Raw genomic sequence first — 24,091 nt, 5'->3', positions numbered from 1 at the left:
ATCAGCCGAACTCCCGTGCCAGGCGGGCAAACTCATCGCCGCGCTGTTCGAAGTTTTTAAACTGATCCAGGCTAGCGCAGGCCGGTGAAAGCAGCACCATATCCCCCCCACGCGTCAGCGGCGCCAGCGCGCGTATCGCCTGCTCCATGATATCAAAGCGTCGGGAAACCTCCGGTCGCAGCAGCATCAGCGGCCCGGCGTCGCGGCCGAAGCAATACAGGCGGATACGATCGCCCTGCAGATACGGCAGCAGCGGCGTAAAGTCCGCCCCCTTGCCGTCACCGCCCAGCAGCAGGTGCAGCGTGCCGTCCAGATGAAGCCCCTTCAGCGCCGCCTCGGTGCTACCCACGTTGGTCGCCTTCGAATCGTTAATCCAGCGTACGCCGCTGTGCTCCAGCACCAGCTGGAAACGGTGCGCCAGGCCACGGAACGTCGTCAGCGCCCGCAGGCTGGAGGCGCGCGGCAGGCCAACGGCGTCCGCCAGCGCCAGCGCCGCCAGGGCATTGGTGTAATTATGGATGCCGGTGAGCTGCATCTCCTTGGTATTCAAAATCTTTTCACCGCGAACGCGCAGCCAGATCTCGCCCTGCTGGCGGTTGAGATGGTAGTCGCCCACGTCGACGCCAAAGCTGACGCAGCGCGTATCGGCGCCGTGGATCGGCATGGTCAGCGCATCGTCCGCGTTGACCACGCAGGCCCGGGCGTTTTCATAGATGCGCAGCTTGGCCGCCCGATACTGCTGCAGCCCCAGCGGGTAGCGGTTCATGTGATCTTCGCTGACGTTCAGGATGGTCGCCGCCGCCGCCCTCAGGCTGGAGGTGGTCTCCAACTGAAAGCTGGAGAGCTCCAGGACATACAGGCGGTACTCATGCTTCAGCAGCGTCAGGGCGGGCACCCCGATATTACCGCCGACCCCGACCTGCCAGCCTGCGGCACGGGCCATCTCGCCGACCAGCGTCGTCACGGTGCTTTTACCGTTAGAGCCGGTGATCGCCACGATCGGCGCCTGCGCCTCGCGGCAAAACAGCTCGATATCGCCGACGATCTCCACGCCCGCCTGCGCCGCCCGATCCAGCGCCGGCGACGAGAGGGGGATCCCCGGGCTGGCGACGATCAGATCGGCGTCCATCAGCCATGACGGCTCAATGCTGCCCAGATGACGCTCGACGCTCGCCGGCAGCTTATCCAGCCCCGGCGGCGTTGCGCGGGTGTCAACCACCCGCGGTACCACGCCGCGATCCATAAAGAAATCGACGCAGGAGAGGCCCGTCAGCCCCAGCCCGATGATAACGACCCTCTTCCCCTGATAGTCAGCCATATTAACGTACCTTCAAGGTTGCCAGTCCAATAAGCACCAGCATCAACGAAATGATCCAGAAGCGCACGATCACTCGCGGCTCCGGCCAGCCCTTCAGCTCATAGTGGTGATGGATGGGCGCCATGCGGAAAATGCGCTGGCCGCGCAGCTTAAAGCTGCCCACCTGCAGGATCACCGACAGGGTCTCCATCACGAAAACACCGCCCATGATCACCAACAGGAACTCCTGGCGCAGCAGCACGGCAATGGTGCCCAGTGCGCCGCCCAGCGCCAGGGAGCCGACGTCGCCCATAAAGACCTGCGCCGGATAGGTGTTAAACCACAGAAATCCCAACCCGGCGCCGACGATCGCAGTACAGACGATCACCAATTCGCCGGCGTGACGAATGTAGGGAATATGCAGGTAGGCGGCGAAGTTGACGTTGCCGGTCGCCCAGGCCACCAGGCCCATGCCCGCGGCCACAAACACCGTGGGCATAATCGCCAAGCCATCCAAGCCGTCCGTCAGGTTGACGGCGTTGCTGGTGCCAACGATCACGAAATAGCTCAGCAGGATGTACAGCAGCCCCAGCTGCGGCATGATGTCTTTAAAGAACGGAACCACCAGTTGGGTAGCCGGCGTATCCTTACCGATACTGTACATGGTGAATGCCACCACCAGCGCGATCACGGACTGCCAGAAATATTTCCAGCGGGCGATCAGCCCATCGGTGTTCTTGCGTACCACCTTACGGTAGTCATCGACGAAGCCCACGACGCCGTAGCCCAGCAGCACAAACAGCACGCACCAAACATAGGGGTTAGAGGGATAGGCCCACATCAGAACCGAAATGGTAATCGAGGTCAGGATCATCAGGCCGCCCATGGTCGGCGTGCCGCGCTTGCTAAAGTGCGACTCCGGCCCATCATTACGCACCACCTGGCCAATCTGCAGCCTCTGCAGCCAGGCGATCAGGTGTGGCCCCATCCACAGGGAGATAAACAGGGCGGTCAGCAAGCTGACGATGGCGCGAAACGTCAGATAGGAGAAGACGTTAAAGCCAGAAAAGTATTTGACCAAATGTTCGGCCAGCCAGACTAACATGATTGATTCTCCTGCATTTCCTGCACAGATACGCCTCGTACTACCTGCTCCATTGCGGCACTACGTGAGCCTTTTACTAGAATGGTGATCGCCGCATGTTCGCATAACAGGTGTTTCAGGCGCTCAATCAGCGCTCCTTTATCCATGAAATGTTCGCCACAACCACTGGCCTCGCCGATCAGTCGGCTCAGTCCGCCGACGCTCAGCACCTTATCGATCCCCGCCGCGCAGGCCGCCTGGCCGACGCGGCGATGGCACGCCTCGGCCTCCGCGCCCAGCTCGGCCATGTCCCCGACCACCATCACCCGGTAGCCGGGCATCGTGCCCAGCACCTCCGCGGCGGCGCTCATTGAGCCGACGTTGGCATTGTAGCTGTCATCCAGCAGCAGCTGCTGTTCGCCCAGACGGATGGGAAACAGCCGTCCCGGCACGGCCTGCAGCCCGGCCAGGCCTTGCTGTACCTGCGCCAGCGAGGCCCCCACCGACAGGGTCAGCGCCGCGGCCGCCAGCGCATTGGCGATGTTATGCCGACCGGGCAGCGGCAGCAGCACATCACACTGTCCCACGGGGGTATGCAGGGTAAAGTGGGTTCCCGCCGCATCGCTGCGCTCGGCGCTGGCGTAGAAGTCTACCCCCGCGCCCGCCTGCGGGGAAAAACGCCACACGCGCTGCTCTGTCAGCGCATGTTGCCAGTTTTCCCAATCGTTGCTGTCGGCGTTCACGATCGCCGTTCCCTGTGGCGGCAGACCGGCAAAAATCTCGCCTTTGGCCCGGGCGACCCCGGACAGTGAGCCAAACCCTTCGAGATGCGCCGCCGCCAGATTATTGACCAGCGCGCTGTGCGGACGCGTCAGCGCCACGCTATAGGCGATCTCGCCGACGTGATTGGCGCCCAGCTCGATCACCGCAAAGTCATGCTGCGGCTCAAGGCGCAGCAGAGTCAGCGGCACGCCGATGTCGTTATTCAAGTTACCGGCGGTGTATAGCACGTTGCCGCACAGGCCGAGGATCGCCGCACTCATCTCTTTTACCGAGGTTTTGCCCGACGATCCGGTCAGCGCCACCACCCGAGCCGGAACCTGACGGCGCACCCAGGCGCCCAGCTGCCCCAGCGCCAAACGGGTATCTGCCACCAACAGCTGCGGCACATCCAGCGCCAGACGGCGGCTAACCAGCAGCGCGCCGGCACCGCTCTCCAGCGCCCGGGCTGCAAAGTCATGCCCGTCGAAGTGATCGCCCTGCAGCGCGATAAACAGGCACCCCGGCGTTAGCTTACGGGTATCGGTCGTCACCGCCGCCACGGGGCCATCCGCACCGATAAGCGTCGCGCCGATGGCGTCGGCGAGGGTCTGCAGCGTCGTGGCGATCATGCTACCACCCCCAGCAGACGGGCTACCGTCACCCGATCGGAATAGTCCAGACGGCGGTTGCCGACCAGCTGATAATCCTCATGTCCCTTGCCGGCTACCAGGATCACATCCTGCGGCGCCGCCTGCATCACGGCCGCGGTCACCGCCTCGGCACGCCCGGGGATGGCCATCGCCAGTCCCGGATCCAGCATACCGCTGAGAATGTCGTTAATGATCGCCCGCGGCTCTTCACTGCGCGGGTTATCATCGGTCACGACCACCCGATCGGCATACTGTTCGGCTATCGCCCCCATCAGCGGACGTTTGCCCGTATCGCGATCCCCGCCGCAGCCGAACAGGCACCACAGCTCTCCCTGACAGTGCAGGCGCGCGGCCAGCAGCGCTTTTTCCAGCGCATCCGGCGTATGGGCATAGTCAACGACCACCGTAGGCTTACCGGGCGCCTGGAAGACCTCCATTCGCCCACAGACCGGCTGCAGCTGGCCAGACGCGGCGCACAGCGCCGCCAACGGATAGCCGAGCGCCAGCAGCGTCGCCAGCGCCACCAGCAGGTTACTAACGTTAAACTCGCCCATCAGGCGGCTGTTCAGCGAGCCCTCTCCCCAGCTGGAGTCGAAAGCGATCGTCGCGCCGCCGTCGTGATACACCACCGAACGCGCGACCAGCCAGCGTCCCGCCCAGCCTTCGGGCAAGGCGCCGGTGACGGTCACCGCCACCGCATCCGGTAGCTTATCCAGCCAGCGTCGCCCCGTTTCATCGTCCGCGTTGACGATCTTCTCACCGCTGTGATGGGTCGAAAACAGGCGCCATTTCGCCTGTGCGTAGTGTTCCATATCACCGTGATAATCCAGGTGATCGCGGCTCAGGTTGGTAAAGGCCGACGCGGCAAACGGCAGCGCCAGCACCCGGTTTTGCACCAGACCGTGCGAGGAGACCTCCATCGCCACCAGCGTTGCGCCGTCATCGGCCAGCGTACGCAGCATGTGCTGCACGTCGACGGCCGAGCCGGTGGTGTTTTCGCTGGGATAGACATGCCCTAGCAGGCCGTTGCCGACGGTGCCCATCACGGCGCCGGTGTCGCCCAGCAGCTGCGCCCACTGCGCCAGCAGCTGGGTGGTTGTCGTCTTACCGTTAGTTCCGGTCACGCCCACCAGGCGCAGATCGGCGCCCGGCTGACCGTAGAAACGCCCCGCCAGCGCGGAAAGACGCTCGTTGAGATGGCTGAGATACACTACCGGCACGCCGTGCAGCTCGCGTACGCTGCCGTCCTCGGCCTCGCCCTCGGCCTCAGCGATAACGGCGGCGACGCCCTGCGCAATGGCCTGCGGAATAAAACGGCGGCCGTCCGCCGCGTGGCCGACGACGGCCACGAACAGATCGCCTGCAGCCGCTACGCGGCTGTCCAATGTCATGTCCCGCAAAGCGCGCTCCGGGGCCTGTGCAACCCAAGGAGCCAAAAGCGCGCGCAAATTACGATCTGCCACCTGAACCCTCTTTTTTATTGTTCACCAATTCGCTCTTATCACCCGTGGGCAACGCATCCGGCTCAACGTTCATGGTGCGCAGTACGCCGCCCATGATGGCGCCAAAGACCGGTGCAGATACCGCACCACCGTAATATTTCCCCGCCTGTGGATCGTTAATCACCACAACCAGGGCAAATCGGGGATTGCTGGCCGGTGCAATACCGGCCGTGTAGGCGATGTATTTATTCACATAGCGCCCGTCGGGCCCAACTTTCTTGGCCGTACCGGTCTTAACGGCGACCCGGTAACCTTTTACTGCCGCTTTGACACCGCCGCCTCCGGGCAGCGCCACGCTTTCCATCATGTGCACCACGCTACGCACCAGCGCGACGGGGAATACCCGCTCGCCGGGCACCGGCGGATCCACCTTGGTAATCGACAGGGGGCGATAAATCCCCATGCTGCCGATGGTTGCATAGACACGCGCTAACTGTAACGGCGTTACCATTAGCCCATATCCGAAAGAGAAGGTGGCCCTCTCAATGTCGGACCACCGTTGTTTTTTTGGGTATATGCCACTGCTTTCCCCGACCAGCCCCAAATTGGTCGGTTTTCCGAACCCGAAGCCGGAGTAAGTATCCACCAGCGCCGAGGACGGCATCGCTAACGCCAGCTTGGAAACACCGACGTTACTCGACTTCTGTAAAATACCGGTAATGGACAGCTCGGCATAGCGCGCCACGTCCTTAATCTCATGCCCGTTGACATAGTAAGGCAGCGTATTCAGCACGCTGTTCTCCCTGACGATGCCGCGCTGCAGGGCGGTCATCACCACCATGGGCTTCACGGTCGATCCCGGCTCAAAGATATCGGTGATAGCGCGGTTGCGCATCGCCTCCTGAGGCGTGTCGGTAAGGTTGTTCGGGTTATAGGAGGGGCTATTGGCCATCGCCAGCACCTCACCGGTGTTAACATCCACTAACACCGCGGTGCCCGATTCGGCCTTGTTGAACGCCACCGCATTGGTGAGCTCACGATATACCAACGCCTGCAGGCGCTCATCGATGCTCAGCGACAGGTTATGGGCCGCCAGGCTATCGACCGAGGAGATATCCTCGATGACCCGGCCAAAGCGATCCTTGCGCACGGTACGCTCACCGGGTTGCCCGGTCAGCCAGCGATCGAAGCTCTTTTCAACCCCCTCAATCCCCTGGCCGTCGATATTGGTCACGCCGATGATGTGAGCGGTCACTTGCCCCGCCGGGTAGTAGCGCCGCGACTCCTGCTTTAGGTAGATACCCGGCAGACGAAGCTTGTGAATATACTCGCCCATCGCCGGATTCACCTGGCGGGCCAGATAGACAAAGCGCCCGCGCGGGTTGGCGTTAATCCGCGCGGCCATTTTATCCAGCGGCGTTTCCAGCGCATCGGCCAGCGCCTGCCAGCGCGTATCCAACGTGATGCCTCCGTGCTCGTTCACCTCTTTCGGGTCGGCCCAGATGGCATTCACCGGCACGCTGACCGCCAGCGGACGTCCGGCGCGATCCTTGATCATGCCGCGCGCTGTCGGGATCGACTGCGTACGCAGGGAGCGGGCATCCCCCTCTCGCACCAGGTGTTCAGGACTGATCACCTGCAGGTAGGCGGCGCGCGCCAGCAGCCCAAGCAGCGCCAATAGGATACAGCCGCACAGCAACGCAAAACGCCAGCTGACAAAGCTGGCCTGTTCTTCTTGACGCCGTATCTTCCCCGATCGCACTGCTTTCATTGATTCCTTGATTACCTGCTCGTCATCGATCAGTTATCTTACTGTTGGACCACAATATTTTCCTGAGAGGGATCCACGTGCTGCATCTGTAGCTTTTCCGTCGCGATGCGCTCAACGCGGCTGTGATCGCCCAGCGCATTCTCCTCCAGAATCAGGTTGCGCCACTCGATATCCAGCGCATCCCGCTCCAGAACCAGCTGTTCGCGCTCTGCGGTCAGCAGGCGCGTTTTATGGGTCGTCGTCACCACCGACAGCGCGGAGACCAGCACGGCGATAAACAGCAGCACCGGTAATTTACCGTGGCGCAGCAGATCGCCACCGATGATGGAAATCAGCGAATGGCGCTCATTGCCAATCATCTCGCGATCCTTTCCGCCACCCGCAGCACCGAGCTGCGCGCCCGTGGGTTATCGGCCACCTCGCGCTCACCCGGCATCCGTTTCCCCAGCGCCTTCAGCTGCGGACCGCCCTGCGCCTGCAGCTGCGCCTCCGTCAGCGGCAACCCTTTGGGGACCTGCGGGCCACGGCTGTGCTGGCGAATAAAGCGTTTAACCAGACGATCCTCCAGCGAATGGAAGCTGATCACCGACAGGCGTCCCTGGGGCGCCAGCGCAACTAGCGCCCCCTCCAGCGCCCGCTCAATCTCATCCAGCTCGCTGTTGATGTAAATGCGAATGGCCTGAAAGCTGCGCGTTGCCGGATGCTTATGTTTTTCTTTAAACGGGCTGGCCTCGCTGATCAGCGCCGCCAGCTCACGGGTACGGGTCAGCGGCTCCGTGCGGTTTCGTTCCACGATGGCGCGGGCGATACGCTTGGCGAAGCGCTCCTCACCGAAGGTCTTCAGCACCCAGGCGATATCATCTTCCTCCGCCTGCATCAGCCACTGTGCGGCAGAGAGACCGCGCGATGGGTCCATACGCATATCCAGCGGCCCGTCGCGCATAAAGGAGAATCCACGCTCGGGATCGTCGAGCTGGGGCGAAGAAACCCCCAGATCGAGCAGTATGCCGTCAATCCTGCCGCTCAGCCCCATTTCCTGCACATAGTCTGCCAGCGCCGAAAACGGGCCATGGACGATGGAGAAACGCGGATCATCAATCTGCGCGGCGGCGGCGATGGCCTGCGGATCGCGATCGATGGCAATAAGGCGTCCCTCCGCCCCCAGCTGGGAGAGAATGAGACGGGAATGACCACCGCGACCAAAGGTGCCATCAATGTAAATACCGTCACTGCGCAGATTAAGGCCTGCTACCGCCTCATCAAGCAACACGGTCTTGTGTTGAAAATTTTCCGACATGACTATAACGACAAATCCTGTAAACGCTCGGAGAGGATCTCCGTTGCGGACTGTTCAGCCTCAATATCTTCCCTGACCTGTTGATACCAGGTCTCTTCATCCCACAGCTCAAACTTATTGAACTGGCCCACCAGCATCACTTGTTTGTGGAGCCCCGCATGCTGCCGCAGCGTCGCGGCAATCAGCAGGCGTCCGGCGCCGTCCATCTGACATTCGCTGGCGTGACCCAGCAGCAGACGCTGCACCCGGCGCTCGGCAGGATTCATACTCGACAGACGGGATAATTTCTGTTCGATCACTTCCCACTGTGACAGAGGATAAAGCAGCAGACAGGGGTGATGGAGATCGATGGTGCATACCATGTGACCTTGCGCTTCCTCAATCAATAAGTCCCGGTAGCGGGTAGGTACCGCCAGACGTCCCTTACTGTCGAGATTGATGGTTGTTGCGCCTCGAAACATGCCGGAGTGACTCCCTGATGCCCCATATCACCACTTTATCCCACAAATTCCCACGCTAAGAAGTTTACGGAGGGGAGGAAAACCTTGTCAAGCCAGAGCGGGCGCGGTTTGGCAATATTTTTATCAACGTGGGGTTTTAACAAAATAGGCAAGAAAATTCCGATCGCCAAAAATGGAAATTAACACCATGATAAATTAGAGGAAATTTAAATCCGCCATACCAAATAACAGAAAAACCCCCTACATAACCAAACGTTAAACTTTGCTCATTTTTTGCAATACAGCTCTCATTTTAACCAATGTGCACACAAATAAATCATCTGTAAACGGCTATAACAGCAGAACAATCTGACTAAAAACCCTGCGAAAGATAATTAAAAATATCAATAAATTTCAATGAATTAAGTTTTAATCATAGATCGAAGATATTATTTGAACACATTTTATCTTACTTTCTAAGCAATAATAATCTCTTTCGTCGTCAAATATTTTACTGAATTTTTCAGTCCTCTTTTTCTTCGTTGATTAATAACGTAACGCCGTGATACCGCCCCCAGTCACGCAACATTCCTCACCTTGCTTACACCGTTTTACTAAAAGCAGTAATTTACCTAAAAAACGCATTAGCTCTACTTTTGAGCGATAGCGCTATTTTTTAAGACTATTCCTGAAATATCCTGAAAAATAAGATAATCCTCTTTATCAGCTCGGCGGAGCTTAGCGCTAAGAGGCGCAGATACAGGGCAAATCGAGTTAAGTTGCCGCAAAACTCAACGCTGTAAAATATCAAGCACCAAGTTATACAATCCACAAAAAACGAAAAATACAGCAATAAAATTCAGAAAATAACAGCATTACAGTGATTATCACTACCACCCTGGAGTTAAAACAGAACCAGGCCATTTACAGCGAGACAGGCAAGTCGACGTATCTAAAGCTAAAAAACCGGGTCTCCCCGGTTTTTTTATCTTGTTTACTGCCGGTTTAGGCGCCCGCGCTGCAGCAAAATTCGCCGCATCCGGCTTAACCCCGGCTTCGGCTTTCTCGGCTCGTCCAGGCTGGCCAATACCAGCTCCAGTACCCGTTCGGCAATATCGCGATGCCGCTGGCCGACGGACAATACCGGACAGTCCAAGAAATCCAGCAGCTCGTTATCGCCAAAGGTCGCAATGGCCAGATCGCTCGGCAGATGGCCATGCTTTTTCAGCGTGACATCCAGCACCCCCTGCAGTAGGGGGAACGAGGTGGTAAACAGCGCCTGCGGCATCTCATGATACTGCAGCCACTGGCTAAACGCCGCCGCCGCCGCCTCTCGCTCATAGCTGTTGGTATACAGATAGTTCACCGGGCGCTCGTCACCCTGCCACGCCTTGCGGAACCCCTGCTCGCGCAGGAAGCTGACGGAGAGCTCCGGCAGCGCCCCCAGATACAGAACTGACTGGGCCGGAAAACGCCGCAGTTCGGCGGCCAGCATCTCGGCATCGTCCATATCGGCGCCGACCACGCTGATAAAGTGCTCCGGATCGAGGGCGCGATCCAGCGCGATAATCGGCAGAGGATCGTTGGCCCAGCGCTGGTAAAAAGGGTGCTCCGGCGGCAGCGCCGTCGACACGATAATCGCATCGACCTGACGCTGCAGCAGATGCTCGATACAGCGCATCTCGTTGTCCGGCTGATCCTCAGAACAGGCGATCAGCAGCTGATAGCCGCGCTGGCGTGCCTGGCGCTCCAGGTAGTTAGCGATGCGGGTATAGCTGGTATTCTCCAGATCTGGGATCACCAGACCGATGGAGCGGGTTCGCCCCGCGCGCAGCCCGGCGGCCACCGCATTAGGATGGTAGTTATGCTCGCGCACGACGGCCATCACCTTCTCGACCGTCTTGTCGCTGACGCGGTACTGCTTGGCTTTCCCGTTGATCACATAGCTGGCGGTCGTTCGCGAGACACCTGCAAGACGCGCGATTTCATCCAGTTTCACATTATCCCCCTTACAGGCAATCGCCTTACGGTGACAGCCAATGCGTCGACCTGGCTGTCCAGGCTGTATTGTGCGATCTAAGCGCATAAACGGCGAGGGAGCAACCGATTTAGCTGAAAGGCGTCAGCAAAAACGGAAAAATAAGAGGCCCGACACATAGCCGGGCCCCAGCGCGGTCACACCGCGTACACTCAACGTCTGTCAGCGCATTATTTTATCGCCACGGGCCACGCCAACCACCCCCGAACGCACGACTTCAACAATTTCAGCCACTTCGCGAACCGCCGCCAAAAAGGCATCCAGCTTATCGCTGGCACCGGCCAGCTGCACCGTATACAGCGACGCCGTCACATCGACGATCTGCCCACGGAAAATGTCGGTGCTGCGCTTGACCTCCTCCCGCCCGTAGCCGCTGGCGCGCAGCTTGACCAGCATGATCTCGCGCTCCACGTGCGCCCCGGGCACCAGCTCGCTGACGCGCAGGACATCCACCAGCTTGTGCAGCTGTTTCTCTATCTGCTCCAGTACCTTGGCATCGCCCTTGGTCTGGATGGTCATCCGCGATAGCGTGGCGTCCTCCGTCGGCGCCACCGTCAAACTCTCAATATTGTAACCACGCTGGGAAAACAGCCCGACGACCCGCGACAGCGCGCCGGATTCATTTTCCAGTAACACCGATAAAATCCGCCGCATGATCAGCTCCTCTGGGTTTTACTCAGCCACATTTCATCCATTGCCCCGCCGCGGATCTGCATCGGGTACACGTGCTCCGTCTCATCTACCGTCACGTCGACAAACACCAGCCGGTCACGGATACTCAGCGCCTCGCGCAGCTTTGTCTCCAGCTCATCGACGCTGCGAATGGCGATACCGACGTGGCCGTACGCCTCGGCCAGCCGCACAAAATCCGGTAGGGACTGCATATAGGACTGAGAGTGACGCCCGGCGTAGATGATATCCTGCCACTGCTTCACCATGCCCAAAAAACGGTTGTTCAGATTGACCACCACGATGGGCAGATCGTACTGCAGCGCCGTCGACAGCTCTTGAATATTCATCTGAATGCTACCGTCACCGGTGATGCACAGCACCGTGGCCTGCGGCAGCGCCAGACGCACGCCGAGCGCCGCGGGCAGGCCGAAGCCCATGGTGCCGAGCCCGCCGGAGTTGATCCAGCGGCGCGGCCGGTCGAAGCCGTAATAGAGCGCGGCGAACATCTGATGCTGACCGACGTCGGAGGCCACATAGGCCTCGCCCGCCGTGAGACGGTGCAGGGTTTCGATCACCTGCTGTGGCTTGATCCGCTGACCATCGCTGACGTAGCGCAGGCACTGGCGATCGCGCCAGACTTCAATACGCTGCCACCAGTCGCGCAGGCTATCGAAATCCTGCCGACAGTCGCCCTGCGCCAGCAGGGTGAGCAGCGCCCCCAGGACGTTGCCGGCGTCGCCGACGATGGGAACATCCGCCGTAACGGTCTTGGAGATCGAGCTGGGATCGATATCGATATGCACCACCGTCGCATCGGGGCAGTACTTGGCCAGATTGTTGGTAGTACGATCGTCAAAGCGGACGCCGACGGCAAAAATGACATCGGCATGGTGCATCGCCATATTGGCTTCGTAGGTACCGTGCATCCCCAGCATCCCCAGGCTCTGCGGATGCGACGCAGGAAAGGCACCCAGCCCCATCAGCGAGGTGGTCACCGGCAGATTGAGCTGCTGCGCCAGCGCGCGCAGCGCCTCGTGGCAGCCGGCGCCGATCACCCCGCCCCCGGCATAGATCACCGGACGCCGGGCGGCCAGCAGCACCTGCAGGCCACGTTTGATCTGCCCCCGGTGCCCCTGACAGGTCGGGTTATAAGAGCGCATGCTCACCTGCTGCGGGTAGGCATAGGGGTATTTCTGCGCGGGGTTAAGGATATCCTTGGGCAAGTCGACCACCACGGGGCCGGGACGCCCGCTGCTGGCCAGATAAAATGCCTTCTTCAGTACCGCGGGGATCTCTTCGCTCTGCTTTACCAGGAAGCTGTGCTTTACCACTGGACGGGAGATCCCCACCATGTCGCACTCCTGAAAGGCATCATTGCCAATCAGCGAGGTGGGAACCTGACCCGACAGCACCACCAGCGGGACGGAGTCCATATAGGCCGTTGCGATACCGGTAATGGCGTTGGTCGCCCCCGGGCCGGAGGTCACCAGAACGACGCCCACCTGCCCGGTGGCCCGCGCATAGCCGTCAGCCATATGCACCGCCCCCTGCTCATGCCGAACCAGAATATGCTCAATCCCCCCGACCGTATGCAGGGCGTCATAAATATCCAGCACGGTACCGCCCGGATAGCCAAAAAGGTGTTTGACGCCCTGATCGATCAGCGATCGCACCACCATCTCGGCGCCTGATAACATCTCCATTGCCTTTGCCTCCCCTACGTGGCTCAACCAAGGCGGCACCAGGGCCGCGCGGGACGGCAGGACATCGCCTCGCCGTCTGGTTACATTAACGTCACTTTTCCTATGGAGCAAACCGTCGGCGGGGAGAGAACTGCGCTGCGGTGGAGAGAAAACTGCGGCGGGCAATATCCGACGGATAAAAAACTGAAAGCTGGCCTAAGTATCGCCAGCTTATGATTGGAAGCGGGAAAAATTCAGAGGTTAATCATGAGCGCTACGCCCGCGGGATCCGCGGCGCACGGAAAAGCCGTGTACCGCGTCGGCGTCGACCCTAGCGATCCAGATACATGGACTCGATCTCCTGGTGATAGCGGCTCAGGATAATCTTACGGCGCAGCTTCAGCGTCGGTGTCAGCTCGCCCAGCTCCATAGAGAACGCCTGCGGCAGCAGGGTAAAGCGCTTGACCTGCTCAAACTTGGCCAGCTCCTTCTGCATCTCCATCAAACGCTGCTCAAACAGCTCAACGATATGACTATGGCGCAGCAGCTCCAGGCGATCGTGATACTTGAGGTTGATAGAGCGCGCATACTCTTCCAGCGAGTCGAAGCAGGGAACGATCAGCGCAGAAACAAACTTGCGCGCATCGGCAATCACAGCTACCTGTTCAATAAAGCGATCGCGCGCCAGCGTCCCCTCCACCATTTGGGGGGCAATGTACTTGCCGTTGGAAGTCTTCATCAGATCCTTCAACCGCTCGGTAATGAACAGGTGTCCCTGTGCATCCAGCGCGCCGGCGTCACCGGTCTTCAGCCATCCGTCGGCGGTAAAGGTCTGCGCCGTCTCCTGCGGCTTATTGAAATAGCCGCGCATCACGATAGGCCCGCGCACCTGGATCTCATTATCTTCACCGATGCGCACCTCGATCCCGGGCAGCGGACGGCCAATAGACCCAAAGCGGAAGTCCTGCTCTTCCCAGCAGGAGACCGTCGCGCAGGTCTCCGTCATGCCATAGCCATACTTGATGTTCAACCCCAGCGCCTGGAAAAACAGGATCACATTGTCATCCAGCTTGGCACCGGCCGCCGGTAAAAAGCGTACCCGCCCGCCTAAAATCGCACGCAGCTTCGCCAGCACCAGCCGATCGGCCAAACGGTGCATCGCCGTCATCAGATGCCCCTGGGGACGCGCCGCGCGTTCGCTTAAAAAGCGCTGCTCGCCACACCACACTGCCCAGCGAAACAGCTGGCGCCGCAGCCACGGCGCCTGGGCGACCTTGGCCTGCACCGCGCTGAAAATCTTTTCATAAAAACGAGGAACCGCACACATCATGGTCGGGCGTACCGCCGACATCGCCTCCCGCACCAGGTTGGTATCGTGCAGATAGACGTTTTGCGCACCGCTGTGCATCACATAAAAGCTCCAGGCGCGCTCAAAGACATGGGAGAGCGGCAGGAAACACAGAGAGACATCCTGCTCGCTGACGTTCAGACGGACATCATGCAGATACAGCTGAGCGGCCAGACTCCGGTAATCCAGCATCACCCCTTTCGGCTCACCGGTAGTGCCGGAGGTGTAGATGAGCGTAAACAGATCGTCGAGCGAGGCCTCGTCGATACGCTGCGCCAACCGTGCGAGGCTGGCGTCATCGCCGACGGGTGCGATCCCGTGAAGATGGCAGGCGATCGCACAGCCGCGCAGATCGATGCCATCCGACAGCGCGATGATACGGGTCAGCTGCGGACAGCTATCGCGCAGAGCCAACGCGGCGTCATACTGGGCCTGACCGTCGACAAACAGGATGCGAACGCTGGCATCATTGAGGATATAGGCCGCCTGCGCCGCCGTATTGGTCGCATAGACCGGCACCGTGACCGCCCGCAGATGCAGGATCGCCAGATCGGCCAGCGACCAGGCCACCGAATTATGGGCAAAGATGGCCACCCGCTCCTGTACCTCTACGCCCAGCGCCAGCAGCGCACAGGCCAGCCGGGAGACCTGCTCCCCGACCTCGCGCCAGCGGTAAGCGACCTCCGCCGCCGGCGACCAGTCGCGCAGCGCCACGCGGTTGGGTGAGTTGGCAATCTGTCCCTGAATACGAGCTACCAGATGGTAATTATCTAACGCTTTGATCATTCGTCCATTCATCGCAAGAACGCGGTATCTGCCGCGACATTTGCCCACCCGCACACTCATTTTCAGCGTACAGCTGTGCACTGATTTTCGCGCGCAGTCTACCGTTTCCTGTGCATGAATCAACCGTTATCGAGGGTAAAAGTGTGCGCTACCGTGGATTTTCGCGATATTCACGTTTGTCAACCCGATGAGCAGGAGCTCTTACGGGCGACAGAATCCACTGCATAATAAGAAAACGGCAGCGATAGCTGCCGTCTCGCCTTAACGCCCCTGCTGGGCAAACTCGCTCAGCAGCTGATGCAGCCATACGTGGGCGCTATCGCGTTCAGAGGCCCGGTGCCAGTTGAAAAAGCAGGTACGCTGACTCTCCAGATCCAGCAGCGTCACGGCCCGCAGCTGCAGGTAGTCGGCATATTGCTCCACCATCCAGCGCGGCGCGATGGCGACCATATCGGTTTTCGACACCATACTTAATACGCTGCTTAAGTCCGTTCCCTGATAGGCTATTTGGCGGATCAGATCCGAATGGGAATAAAAAAAGCGACTGACGCTGGAAAACTGATTAATACTGACCACCGCATGGGACTCCAGCAATAGTCCGCGCAGGGAACACGTCTCGCCGATACGCGGATGCTGTCCGGCGACCGCCAGGACAAACTCATCGTCAAACAGTGCTTCGCAACAAAACTCATCGCCGCTGAGATCTTGATAGTCGATGAGAAAATCGCTCTCCTGATAGCGTAATTTCCGCGTTATCTGTTCATTGATCAACGAATCGAAGCTCACCTGAACATGCTGTGCATACGCTTTTATCCGCTGCAGCAGCTTCGCCGTCAGCAATATATCCAGCGGACTGGTAATCGAAATATTAAACACGCGCTCGCTGCTTTCCGGTTTAAAGCGGGCACCGGGCAACTCATTGCGCACAATCTGCAGTGCCTGGCGTACTGGGCCGAACAGCTGATAGGCGCGATTGGTCGGGCGGATGCCGCGCCCATAGCGCATAAACAGCTCATCGTTAAACATCAGCTTTAAACGTGCCACCGCATTGCTCACCGCCGGCTGCGTCATATTCAGCGAACGCGCCGCGCGGGTAATACTCTGCACCTGCATGACGGCATCAAAGACCGTCAGCAGGTTCAGATCGACGTTGCGCAGGCTATTTTCCGCGCTGCTGTGGGACTCCGCCGGTATCATCGGATGTTCATGCCGCTCTGTCATTATAACCTCCCTGCGTGTTTAGCCTAATCCTGTCAGCGTTGACAGCCGGTAAATACATTCTTTGAAATTATCAAAAGCAAAACTTCATTATATGAATTTATAAATATAAAGTTGTAACATAAAAGAAATAGCCATAATGCCTCATAATAAAAATATTTTACAGATTAATAATGTAGCTGTGCTTAATTTTCAAAGAAGTTAAAATAAATAATTAATGACAATAAGATGGTATGCTTTCATTATTTTTAAAAATCCCCATCAGCATATACCCATTCATGAGTATTTATCCGCATAAGACAATAGATAATCCTAATTTTGATAATTTATTTAATACATAATACCAATGTGTACTGCCGAGTATTACTGCGTCTCGCGTCATTGCCTGTTGACAAGCTAAAAACTATCCAGTATCACTTTATAACCAACGGTGATTATATGACGGATACGCCCATGATGTTCATACGCCAGAACCTACTACTTATTATTCTCGCAGAGGCACTGCGCGGATGGCGTATGGGTGGAGGTTACCGCTAGAATTCACCCACAGACTCCACAAGCCCGCGCAATAGCGCGGGTTTTTTTTTAGCAAAATACCGCGCAGCGCATCACACAGGGAACGACGCCGAGGAACGGAACGATGAACCAACAGGTAATTATTTTCGATACGACGCTGCGCGACGGGGAGCAGGCCCTGCAGGCCAGCCTGAGCGTGAAGGAAAAACTGCAGATCGCCCTGGCGCTGGAGCGCATGGGCGTCGATGTGATGGAGGTAGGATTCCCCATCTCCTCCCCCGGCGACTTCGCCTCGGTACGCGCCATTGCGCAACGGGTGAAGCAGAGCCGGGTGTGTGCGCTGGCCCGCTGTGTCGATGCCGATATCGATGCCGCGGCCGAGGCGCTGCGCGCGGCCGACGCCTTCCGCATTCACACCTTTCTGGCTACCTCCACGCTGCATCTGGAGTCCAAGCTGCGCCGCTCGTTCGATGATGCCATCGCGATGGCCCGACACGCGATTCTGCGCGCCCGTCGCTATACCGACGACGTTGAGTTCTCCTGTGAAGACGCCGGGCGTACCCCCATCGATAATCTGTGCCGCATCGTCGAAGCCGCCATCGACGCCGGCGCCAGAACCGTCAACATTCCGGATACGGTGGGCTATACCACCCCTTATCAGTTCGGCGGCATTATCCATACCCTGTTTGAACGGGTACCCAATATCGACAAGGCCATTATCTCCGTACACTGCCACGATGACCTGGGCATGGCCTGCGCCAACTCGATCAGTGCCATCCAGGCCGGCGCCCGCCAGGTGGAAGGAACCCTGAACGGCATCGGCGAACGCGCCGGTAACTGTGCGCTGGAGGAGGTGATCATGGCGATCCGTACCCGCCAGGATCTGCTGCGGGTACACACCGGCATACGCCATCAGGAGATCTACCGCACCAGCCAGTTGGTAAGCCAGCTGTGCAATATGCCGATACCGGCCAATAAGGCGGTGGTCGGCGCCAATGCCTTTGCCCACTCCTCGGGGATTCACCAGGACGGGGTGCTGAAAAACCGCGAAAACTACGAAATCATGACGCCGGAGTCCATCGGTCTGCCGCAGACACAGCTGAACCTGACCTCCCGCTCCGGGCGCGCCGCGGTTAAACACCGCATGGAGGAGATGGGCTACTGCGAAGGCAACGACTTTGATCTGGAGCGTCTGTACCAGGCCTTTTTACGCCTGGCCGATAAAAAAGGTCAGGTGTTTGACTACGACCTGGAGGCGCTGGCCTTTATCGATCGCCAGCAGGAAGAGGCGGACCATTTCCGCCTGGAGTACTTCAGCGTGCAGTCCGGCAGTAGCGTCATGGCCACCGCCTCCGTGCGGCTGATCTGCGGGGCTGAAACCCGCGCCGAAGCCGCGACCGGCAACGGACCGGTCGACGCGGTCTATCAGGCCATCAGTCGCATCACCGGCATCTCGGTCGATATCGTGAAGTATCAGCTGTCGGCCAAAGGCCAGGGGCGCGATGCCCTGGGTCAGGTGGACATCGTCGCCGAACACCAGGGACGGCGTTTTCACGGCGTCGGACTGACGACCGATATCGTCGAATCCTCTGCTCAGGCACTGATCCATGTGCTGAACCATATCTGGCGCGCCCGTCAGGTCGAGCAGGAGCGCCAGCGGCTGCACTCGCCCGCCCCGTCAATCTCAACGTCATCTACCCATTAAGGAAGCCCTGTTACTATGAGCCACCCCCATCACATTGCCGTACTGCCCGGCGACGGCATCGGCCCGGAAATCATGGCGCAGGCCAATAAGGTCATGGACGCCGTGCGCAGCCGCTTTGGGCTGCGTATCACCACCAGCGAATACGATATCGGTGGCATCGCCATCGATCGCCACGGCACCCCGCTGCCGCAGGCGACCCTGCGCGGCTGCGAGCAGGCCGACGCGATCCTGTTCGGCTCCGTCGGCGGGCCGCGCTGGGAGCATCTGCCGCCGGCTGACCAACCGGAGCGGGGTGCCCTGCTACCGCTGCGCAAACATTTTAAGCTGTTCAGCAACCTGCGGCCGGCGCGCCTCTACCCGGGGCTGGAGTCCCTGTGCCCGCTGCGCGCCGATATCGCCACCCGTGGCTTCGACATTCTGTGCGTCCGCGAACTGACCGGCGGCATCTACTTCGGCCAGCCCAAGGGGCGTGAGGGACATGGCATGCATCAGCGCGCCTTCGACACTGAAGTCTACTACCGCTTTGAGATCGAACGCATTGCTCGCCTGGCCTTTGAGGCCGCAGCCTCCCGCCGCGCGCAGGTGACCTCCATCGACAAGGCCAACGTATTGCAAAGCTCACTGCTGTGGCGCGAAGTGGTCAGCGAGATAGCGCAGGACTATCCCCAGGTGGCGTTGAACCATATGTATATCGACAACGCCACCATGCAGCTGATCAAAGACCCCGCCCAGTTTGACGTGCTGCTGTGCAGCAACCTCTTCGGCGATATTCTCTCCGACGAGTGCGCCATGCTGACCGGCTCCATGGGGATGCTGCCCTCCGCCAGCCTGAATGAGCAGGGATTCGGTCTGTATGAGCCGGCAGGCGGCTCGGCGCCGGACATCGCCGGTCAGAATCTGGCCAACCCGATAGCCCAGATCCTGTCGCTGGCGCTGCTGCTGCGCCACAGCCTATCCGCCGAGACCGCCGCAGCGGCGATTGAGCGCGCCGTCAACCAGGCGCTGACCCAAGGCATTAAGACCGCGGATCTGGCCGCCGGCACGCCGGCGGTCTCCACCGACGAAATGGGTGACGCCATCGCCCGACTGATTACACAGGAGGCCTAAGCATGGGCAAAACACTGTATCAAAAGCTGTATGACGCCCATATCGTCCATCAGATGCCCGGCGAGACCCCGCTGCTGTATATCGATCGTCACCTGGTGCATGAGGTCACCTCACCGCAGGCCTTCGACGGGCTGCGCGCCCAGGGGCGCCGGGTACGTCGGCCGGAGCATACCTTTGCCACCATGGATCACAATGTCTCCACCCAGAGCCGCGACATCCGCGCCTGCGGCGAGATGGCCCGGGTTCAGATGGAAACCCTGATGGCTAACTGCCGTGAGTTCGGCGTCCAGCTGTACGATCTGCACCACCCTCACCAAGGGATCGTCCACGTTATCGGCCCGGAGCAAGGCATGACCCTGCCGGGGAGCACCATCGTCTGCGGCGACTCCCATACCGCCACCCACGGCGCCTTCGGCGCTCTGGCCTTCGGTATCGGCACCTCAGAGGTAGAACATGTGCTGGCGACCCAAACGCTGAAGCAGGACCGCGCCCGTACGATGCAGGTCGTCATCCAGGGGAGATGCGCCGAGGGGATCAGCGCCAAGGACATCGTGCTGGCGGTCATCGGGCACCTCGGCCACGCCGGCGGCACCGGATATGTGGTGGAGTTTTGCGGCCCGGCGGTGGAGGCGCTGTCCATGGAAGGGCGCATGACGCTGTGCAACATGGCTATCGAGCTGGGTGCCAAGGCCGGCCTGATCGCGCCGGACGAGACGACATTCGCCTATCTTCAGGGGAGGCCGTTTGCCCCACAGGGCGCACAGTGGCAGCAGGCCGTCGACCATTGGCGCACTCTGCGCTCTGATGCGGATGCGCGCTACGATCGCACCGTGACCCTGCAGGCCGATGACATTGCCCCTCAGGTCACCTGGGGGACTAACCCCGGCCAGGTTATCGCCATCGATACGCCCATTCCCTCGCCGGCGTCGCTGTCCGACCCCATCGCCCGCGCCTCGGCCCACAAAGCGCTGGCCTATATGGATCTGCAGCCGGGGACGCGCATGAGCGACGTCGCCATCGATCGGGTCTTCATCGGTTCCTGTACCAACTCCCGCATTGAGGATCTGCGGGCCGCCGCCGCCGTCGCCCGCGGGCGCCGGGTCGCGCCGGGCGTGCAGGCCATGGTGGTTCCCGGCTCAGGGCCCGTCAAGGCGCAGGCCGAGGCCGAAGGGCTGGATAAAATCTTTACCGAGGCCGGCTTTGAATGGCGCCTGCCGGGCTGCTCCATGTGCCTAGCGATGAATAATGACCGCCTGGGCAGCGGTGAACGCTGCGCCTCAACCAGCAACCGCAATTTTGAAGGACGCCAGGGGCGCGGCGGGCGTACTCATCTGGTCAGCCCGGCCATGGCCGCCGCCGCCGCCGTCTGCGGCCACTTTGCCGATATTCGTCAGTTTCAGGAGCCTGCCCATGACTGAGTTCACCCGCCATACCGGTATCGTCGTCCCGCTGGACGCCGCCAACGTGGATACCGATGCCATTATTCCCAAGCAGTTTCTGCAGAAGGTGACCCGCAGCGGATTTGGCCGCCACCTGTTTCACGACTGGCGCTTTCTGGACGAGGCAGGGGAGCGGCCCAACCCGGCGTTCGTCCTGAATCAACCCCCGTTCCAACAGGGCAGTATTCTGCTGGCGCGGGAAAACTTTGGCTGTGGTTCATCGCGTGAGCACGCGCCCTGGGCGCTGACCGACTACGGCTTCCGTGTGGTTATCGCCCCCAGCTTTGCCGATATATTTTACGGCAATGCGTTTAACAGCCAGCTGCTGCCCATTATCCTCGACGAGGCACAGATAGCGGCGCTGTTTACCCTGGTCAGCGCATCGCCCGGCATCGCATTTAGCGTGGACGTAGAGCAGCAGACGCTGCAGGCGGGCGACACGCGCTATACCTTTACGCTGGACCCGTTCCGCCGCCACTGTCTCATCCACGGCCTGGACGGCATTGGCCTGACGCTACGGCATGCGTCGGCGATCGACGACTACGAAGCGCGTCGACCCGCGTTTCTGCGTTAACGACCGCGGCGGCACGGGCATCACCCGGCCGCCGTTGGGTTAGAAGTCGTAGCTGGCAGAGACGATAAAGGTGCGCGGGTTGCCCTGCACCAGATAGTTACTGCCCGGATAACCGCCGACGGACGACCAGTAGCGCTTATCGCTCAGGTTCTCGACCCGCGCGCGCAGCGTCACGTCATGACCGTCGAGCTTCAGCGCATAGCGCGCCCCCAAATCGACGCGTACCCACGCCGGAATAGACAGGGTATTGGCGGCATCAGCATACTGTGAGGCGGTATAGACCGCGCGCCCCTCCAGCGCCAGCCCGTCGATAAACGGCGTCTCCCAGCCCAGGTTCAGATTTGCCTGAACCGCCGGTACGCCTATCGCTCGCTTCCCGTCCTGACCGCCGAGCGAGCTCTTTTGCTGCCGGGCATCCAGCAGCGTTACGCCCCCCAGCATCGTGACGCGATCATGGGGTTTACCAAACAGCGTCAGCTCAATCCCGCGGTTACGCTGCTCGCCATTATCGGTATAGGTGGTATCGTCCAGGCGAAACTCCGGACGAGTAATCTGGAACAGGCTGACCGACGCCCCAAACATGCCATTGTCATACTTGGCCCCCGCCTCGATCTGCTGGGCGCGGAACGGGGCAAAGACCTGGCCGGCGTTGCTTACCGTGACGCCATTGCTGGTTGCCGGCGCCACCCCGCTGGGCAGCAGCGCCTCGGCGTAGTTGGCGAACAGCGCCACCTCCAGCGAAGGCTGGTACAGCGCACCGACGAAAGGCGTCAGGGCGTTTTTCCCATAGCGACCGCTGAGGGCGCCGCTATCATAGTCATAAGAACGGGTTTCCAGGCGCTGCCAGCGGCCGCCGAGCGTCAGCTTGATCTTATCCTCCAGTATGCCCAGGGTATCGGCCAGCGCCACGCTGTGGCTGCTGTTACGCTCCGTCTCCCGCGCATCGCTGAGCGACCCGCCGAAGAAGCTAGCTTCCGGGCGGGCCACCGACGCCATGTCATTCAGCGTCCCAAAGCCGCTGAACGTGGACGACATGGCCCAGCCATTCTTGGAGCGCAGCTGATACGCCGCCGCGGAGAGCACCAGCGTATGGTTGACGCCGCCGGTGGTCAGATCGTGACGCACGCCGGCATCGGCAGACAACACGTTATCCCGCCTGACGTTTTCGAACAGGAAAGCCGAGAGCACCCCATCGCCATCGGCCGTGGGGTTAGCCAACAGGTTATGCTCTTTACCCTGCCGCGCCCCCGCCCCCAGCCAGACACGGGTGCTGTCGTTCAGTAAATACTCACCGCGCACGACGCCAAACAGCTGCTTCTCATCGGTATAGGTCCAGTCCTGGGCATAGTTTTTACTGGCCGACGGCGCCGCAGGCAGCGTGGGCCCCCCCGGCGTGACGCTGGGGCGCGGCGCATCGATATGGTGATCCTGATAGCCGATGTCCGCCGATAGCTGCAGCCGGTCACGGCGATGATCGAAGCCGATGGAGATCGCGCCGAGGCGCTGTTTCTCTCGGGCGACCGCGCGCTTACCGTCCCGTCCGACCAGATTAACCCGAATGCCGTTGGCCTCATCGTCACCGAAGCGCCGGGCCACATCCAACGCCGCGTAGCCCTGGCCATCCCCCTGCACACCGCCGGTGACCCGCGTCAGCGGCATAGATCCCGCCCGCTTCGGCACCAGGTTCACCATCCCCCCCACGGCGCTGCCGCCGGGCGCTGCGCCGTTCAGGAAGGTATTGGCACCGCGCAGCACTTCAACCCGCTCCAGCATTTCGGCGGCGACAAACTGACGCGGTAAAATCCCGTAGACCCCGTTCAGGGTCATATCATCGGAGTACACCGGGAAACCGCGGATCATATACAGCTCTTGGAAGTTGCCGAATCCCTTGGCCACCCGCACGGTGGGATCGTTTTGCAACACATCGGCCACGCTGACTGCCTGCTGCTGCTCAATCAACGCCGAGGTGTAGCTGGTCAGGGTAAAGGGAGCATCCATAAAATCGCTGTTACCCAGCATACCCAGTCGCCCAGTACGCGCGACCTGCCCGCCCTCATAGCTGTCGCCCAGCGCAACCTGCGAGCCGCTAACCGTGATCTCATCCGTCGGGCGAGCGCTCTCCTCCGCCATCGCAGCAGACGTGCAGCCTAGCGAGATTGCGCCCAACAGCCCCATGCCCATGCCCATGCGGGATAAACGCAGTGATGACATAATTTCCCTTATATAAATAAAACAAAAATAAAAATGATTTTTATAATCATTA

At 60.1% G+C, this 24,091-nt stretch carries 18 protein-coding genes; 4 read left to right on the top strand and 14 right to left on the bottom strand.

The window, feature by feature from the left end; translation table 11 throughout:
• Window position 1: 1 nt before the first annotated feature.
• From murD to leuO, 13 genes are all read right to left on the bottom strand, one after another.
• Window positions 2-1,318: a UDP-N-acetylmuramoyl-L-alanine--D-glutamate ligase gene (murD, locus tag ETEE_RS10950; RefSeq protein WP_034163137.1), complete on the bottom strand. Its 1,317-nt coding sequence runs from the start codon at window positions 1,316-1,318 to the stop codon at window positions 2-4.
• A 1-nt stretch (window position 1,319) separates the two neighbouring features.
• Window positions 1,320-2,402 (bottom strand): phospho-N-acetylmuramoyl-pentapeptide-transferase, encoded by a 1,083-nt coding sequence (gene mraY / locus ETEE_RS10945; RefSeq protein ID WP_034163136.1) that lies wholly within the window; start codon window positions 2,400-2,402, stop codon window positions 1,320-1,322.
• On the bottom strand, window positions 2,396-3,772 hold the full coding sequence (gene murF, locus ETEE_RS10940; RefSeq protein WP_034163135.1) for a UDP-N-acetylmuramoyl-tripeptide--D-alanyl-D-alanine ligase: 1,377 nt from the start codon (window positions 3,770-3,772) through the stop codon (window positions 2,396-2,398). Before murF ends, mraY begins: the two co-directional genes overlap by 7 nt.
• Window positions 3,769-5,256 carry a UDP-N-acetylmuramoyl-L-alanyl-D-glutamate--2,6-diaminopimelate ligase gene (murE, locus tag ETEE_RS10935; RefSeq protein WP_034163134.1) on the bottom strand — a complete coding sequence of 496 codons (1,488 nt, stop codon included), beginning with the start codon at window positions 5,254-5,256 and terminating at the stop codon, window positions 3,769-3,771. The genes murF and murE overlap by 4 nt, the downstream gene beginning before the upstream one ends.
• Entirely contained in the window at window positions 5,243-7,006 is a 1,764-nt protein-coding gene (locus tag ETEE_RS10930) for a peptidoglycan glycosyltransferase FtsI (RefSeq protein WP_034163132.1), read from the bottom strand. Before ETEE_RS10930 ends, murE begins: the two co-directional genes overlap by 14 nt.
• 38 nt (window positions 7,007-7,044) lie before the next feature.
• Window positions 7,045-7,365 carry a cell division protein FtsL gene (gene ftsL, locus ETEE_RS10925; protein WP_034163130.1) on the bottom strand — a complete coding sequence of 107 codons (321 nt, stop codon included), beginning with the start codon at window positions 7,363-7,365 and terminating at the stop codon, window positions 7,045-7,047.
• Window positions 7,362-8,303: a 16S rRNA (cytosine(1402)-N(4))-methyltransferase RsmH gene (rsmH, locus tag ETEE_RS10920; RefSeq protein ID WP_034163129.1), complete on the bottom strand. Its 942-nt coding sequence runs from the start codon at window positions 8,301-8,303 to the stop codon at window positions 7,362-7,364. Before rsmH ends, ftsL begins: the two co-directional genes overlap by 4 nt.
• A gap of 2 nt (window positions 8,304-8,305) precedes the next feature.
• A complete protein-coding gene (mraZ, locus tag ETEE_RS10915) occupies window positions 8,306-8,764 on the bottom strand; it encodes a division/cell wall cluster transcriptional repressor MraZ (protein WP_034163128.1) in 459 nt (152 codons plus the stop codon).
• Window positions 8,765-9,737: 973 nt separating this feature from the next.
• Complete coding sequence (gene cra, locus ETEE_RS10910; RefSeq protein ID WP_034163126.1) at window positions 9,738-10,742, bottom strand: catabolite repressor/activator; 1,005 nt, start codon at window positions 10,740-10,742, stop codon at window positions 9,738-9,740.
• A 201-nt stretch (window positions 10,743-10,943) separates the two neighbouring features.
• Window positions 10,944-11,435, bottom strand: coding sequence for an acetolactate synthase small subunit (gene ilvN / locus ETEE_RS10905; RefSeq protein WP_034163125.1), 492 nt, complete (start codon window positions 11,433-11,435; stop codon window positions 10,944-10,946).
• Between the two features lie 2 nt (window positions 11,436-11,437).
• A complete protein-coding gene (gene ilvI, locus ETEE_RS10900; RefSeq protein WP_034163124.1) occupies window positions 11,438-13,156 on the bottom strand; it encodes an acetolactate synthase 3 large subunit in 1,719 nt (572 codons plus the stop codon).
• A gap of 310 nt (window positions 13,157-13,466) precedes the next feature.
• Complete coding sequence (locus ETEE_RS10895; protein WP_034163122.1) at window positions 13,467-15,269, bottom strand: AMP-dependent synthetase/ligase; 1,803 nt, start codon at window positions 15,267-15,269, stop codon at window positions 13,467-13,469.
• A gap of 261 nt (window positions 15,270-15,530) precedes the next feature.
• Window positions 15,531-16,490, bottom strand: a complete 960-nt coding sequence (gene leuO, locus ETEE_RS10890) for a transcriptional regulator LeuO (RefSeq protein ID WP_034163120.1) — start codon at window positions 16,488-16,490, stop codon at window positions 15,531-15,533.
• A gap of 637 nt (window positions 16,491-17,127) precedes the next feature.
• Here leuO and leuA point away from each other — a divergent pair.
• The 4 genes from leuA to leuD are packed head-to-tail and all read left to right on the top strand — an operon-like array spanning window position 17,128 to window position 21,828.
• A complete protein-coding gene (leuA, locus tag ETEE_RS10885) occupies window positions 17,128-18,708 on the top strand; it encodes a 2-isopropylmalate synthase (protein WP_034163119.1) in 1,581 nt (526 codons plus the stop codon).
• Between the two features lie 15 nt (window positions 18,709-18,723).
• Window positions 18,724-19,815: a 3-isopropylmalate dehydrogenase gene (leuB, locus tag ETEE_RS10880; protein WP_034163118.1), complete on the top strand. Its 1,092-nt coding sequence runs from the start codon at window positions 18,724-18,726 to the stop codon at window positions 19,813-19,815.
• A gap of 2 nt (window positions 19,816-19,817) precedes the next feature.
• Window positions 19,818-21,233: a 3-isopropylmalate dehydratase large subunit gene (gene leuC, locus ETEE_RS10875; RefSeq protein ID WP_034163117.1), complete on the top strand. Its 1,416-nt coding sequence runs from the start codon at window positions 19,818-19,820 to the stop codon at window positions 21,231-21,233.
• Window positions 21,226-21,828: a 3-isopropylmalate dehydratase small subunit gene (gene leuD, locus ETEE_RS10870; RefSeq protein ID WP_034163115.1), complete on the top strand. Its 603-nt coding sequence runs from the start codon at window positions 21,226-21,228 to the stop codon at window positions 21,826-21,828. The genes leuC and leuD overlap by 8 nt, the downstream gene beginning before the upstream one ends.
• A gap of 39 nt (window positions 21,829-21,867) precedes the next feature.
• On the opposite strand, the gene ETEE_RS10865 is transcribed toward leuD, so the two are convergent.
• Window positions 21,868-24,039 (bottom strand): TonB-dependent receptor, encoded by a 2,172-nt coding sequence (locus ETEE_RS10865; RefSeq protein ID WP_081926412.1) that lies wholly within the window; start codon window positions 24,037-24,039, stop codon window positions 21,868-21,870.
• Window positions 24,040-24,091 lie beyond the last annotated feature (52 nt).

This window comes from Edwardsiella anguillarum ET080813 (assembly GCF_000264765.2).
GTDB lineage: Bacteria > Pseudomonadota > Gammaproteobacteria > Enterobacterales > Enterobacteriaceae > Edwardsiella > Edwardsiella anguillarum.
This window is presented reverse-complemented; position numbering and strand designations above follow the sequence as displayed.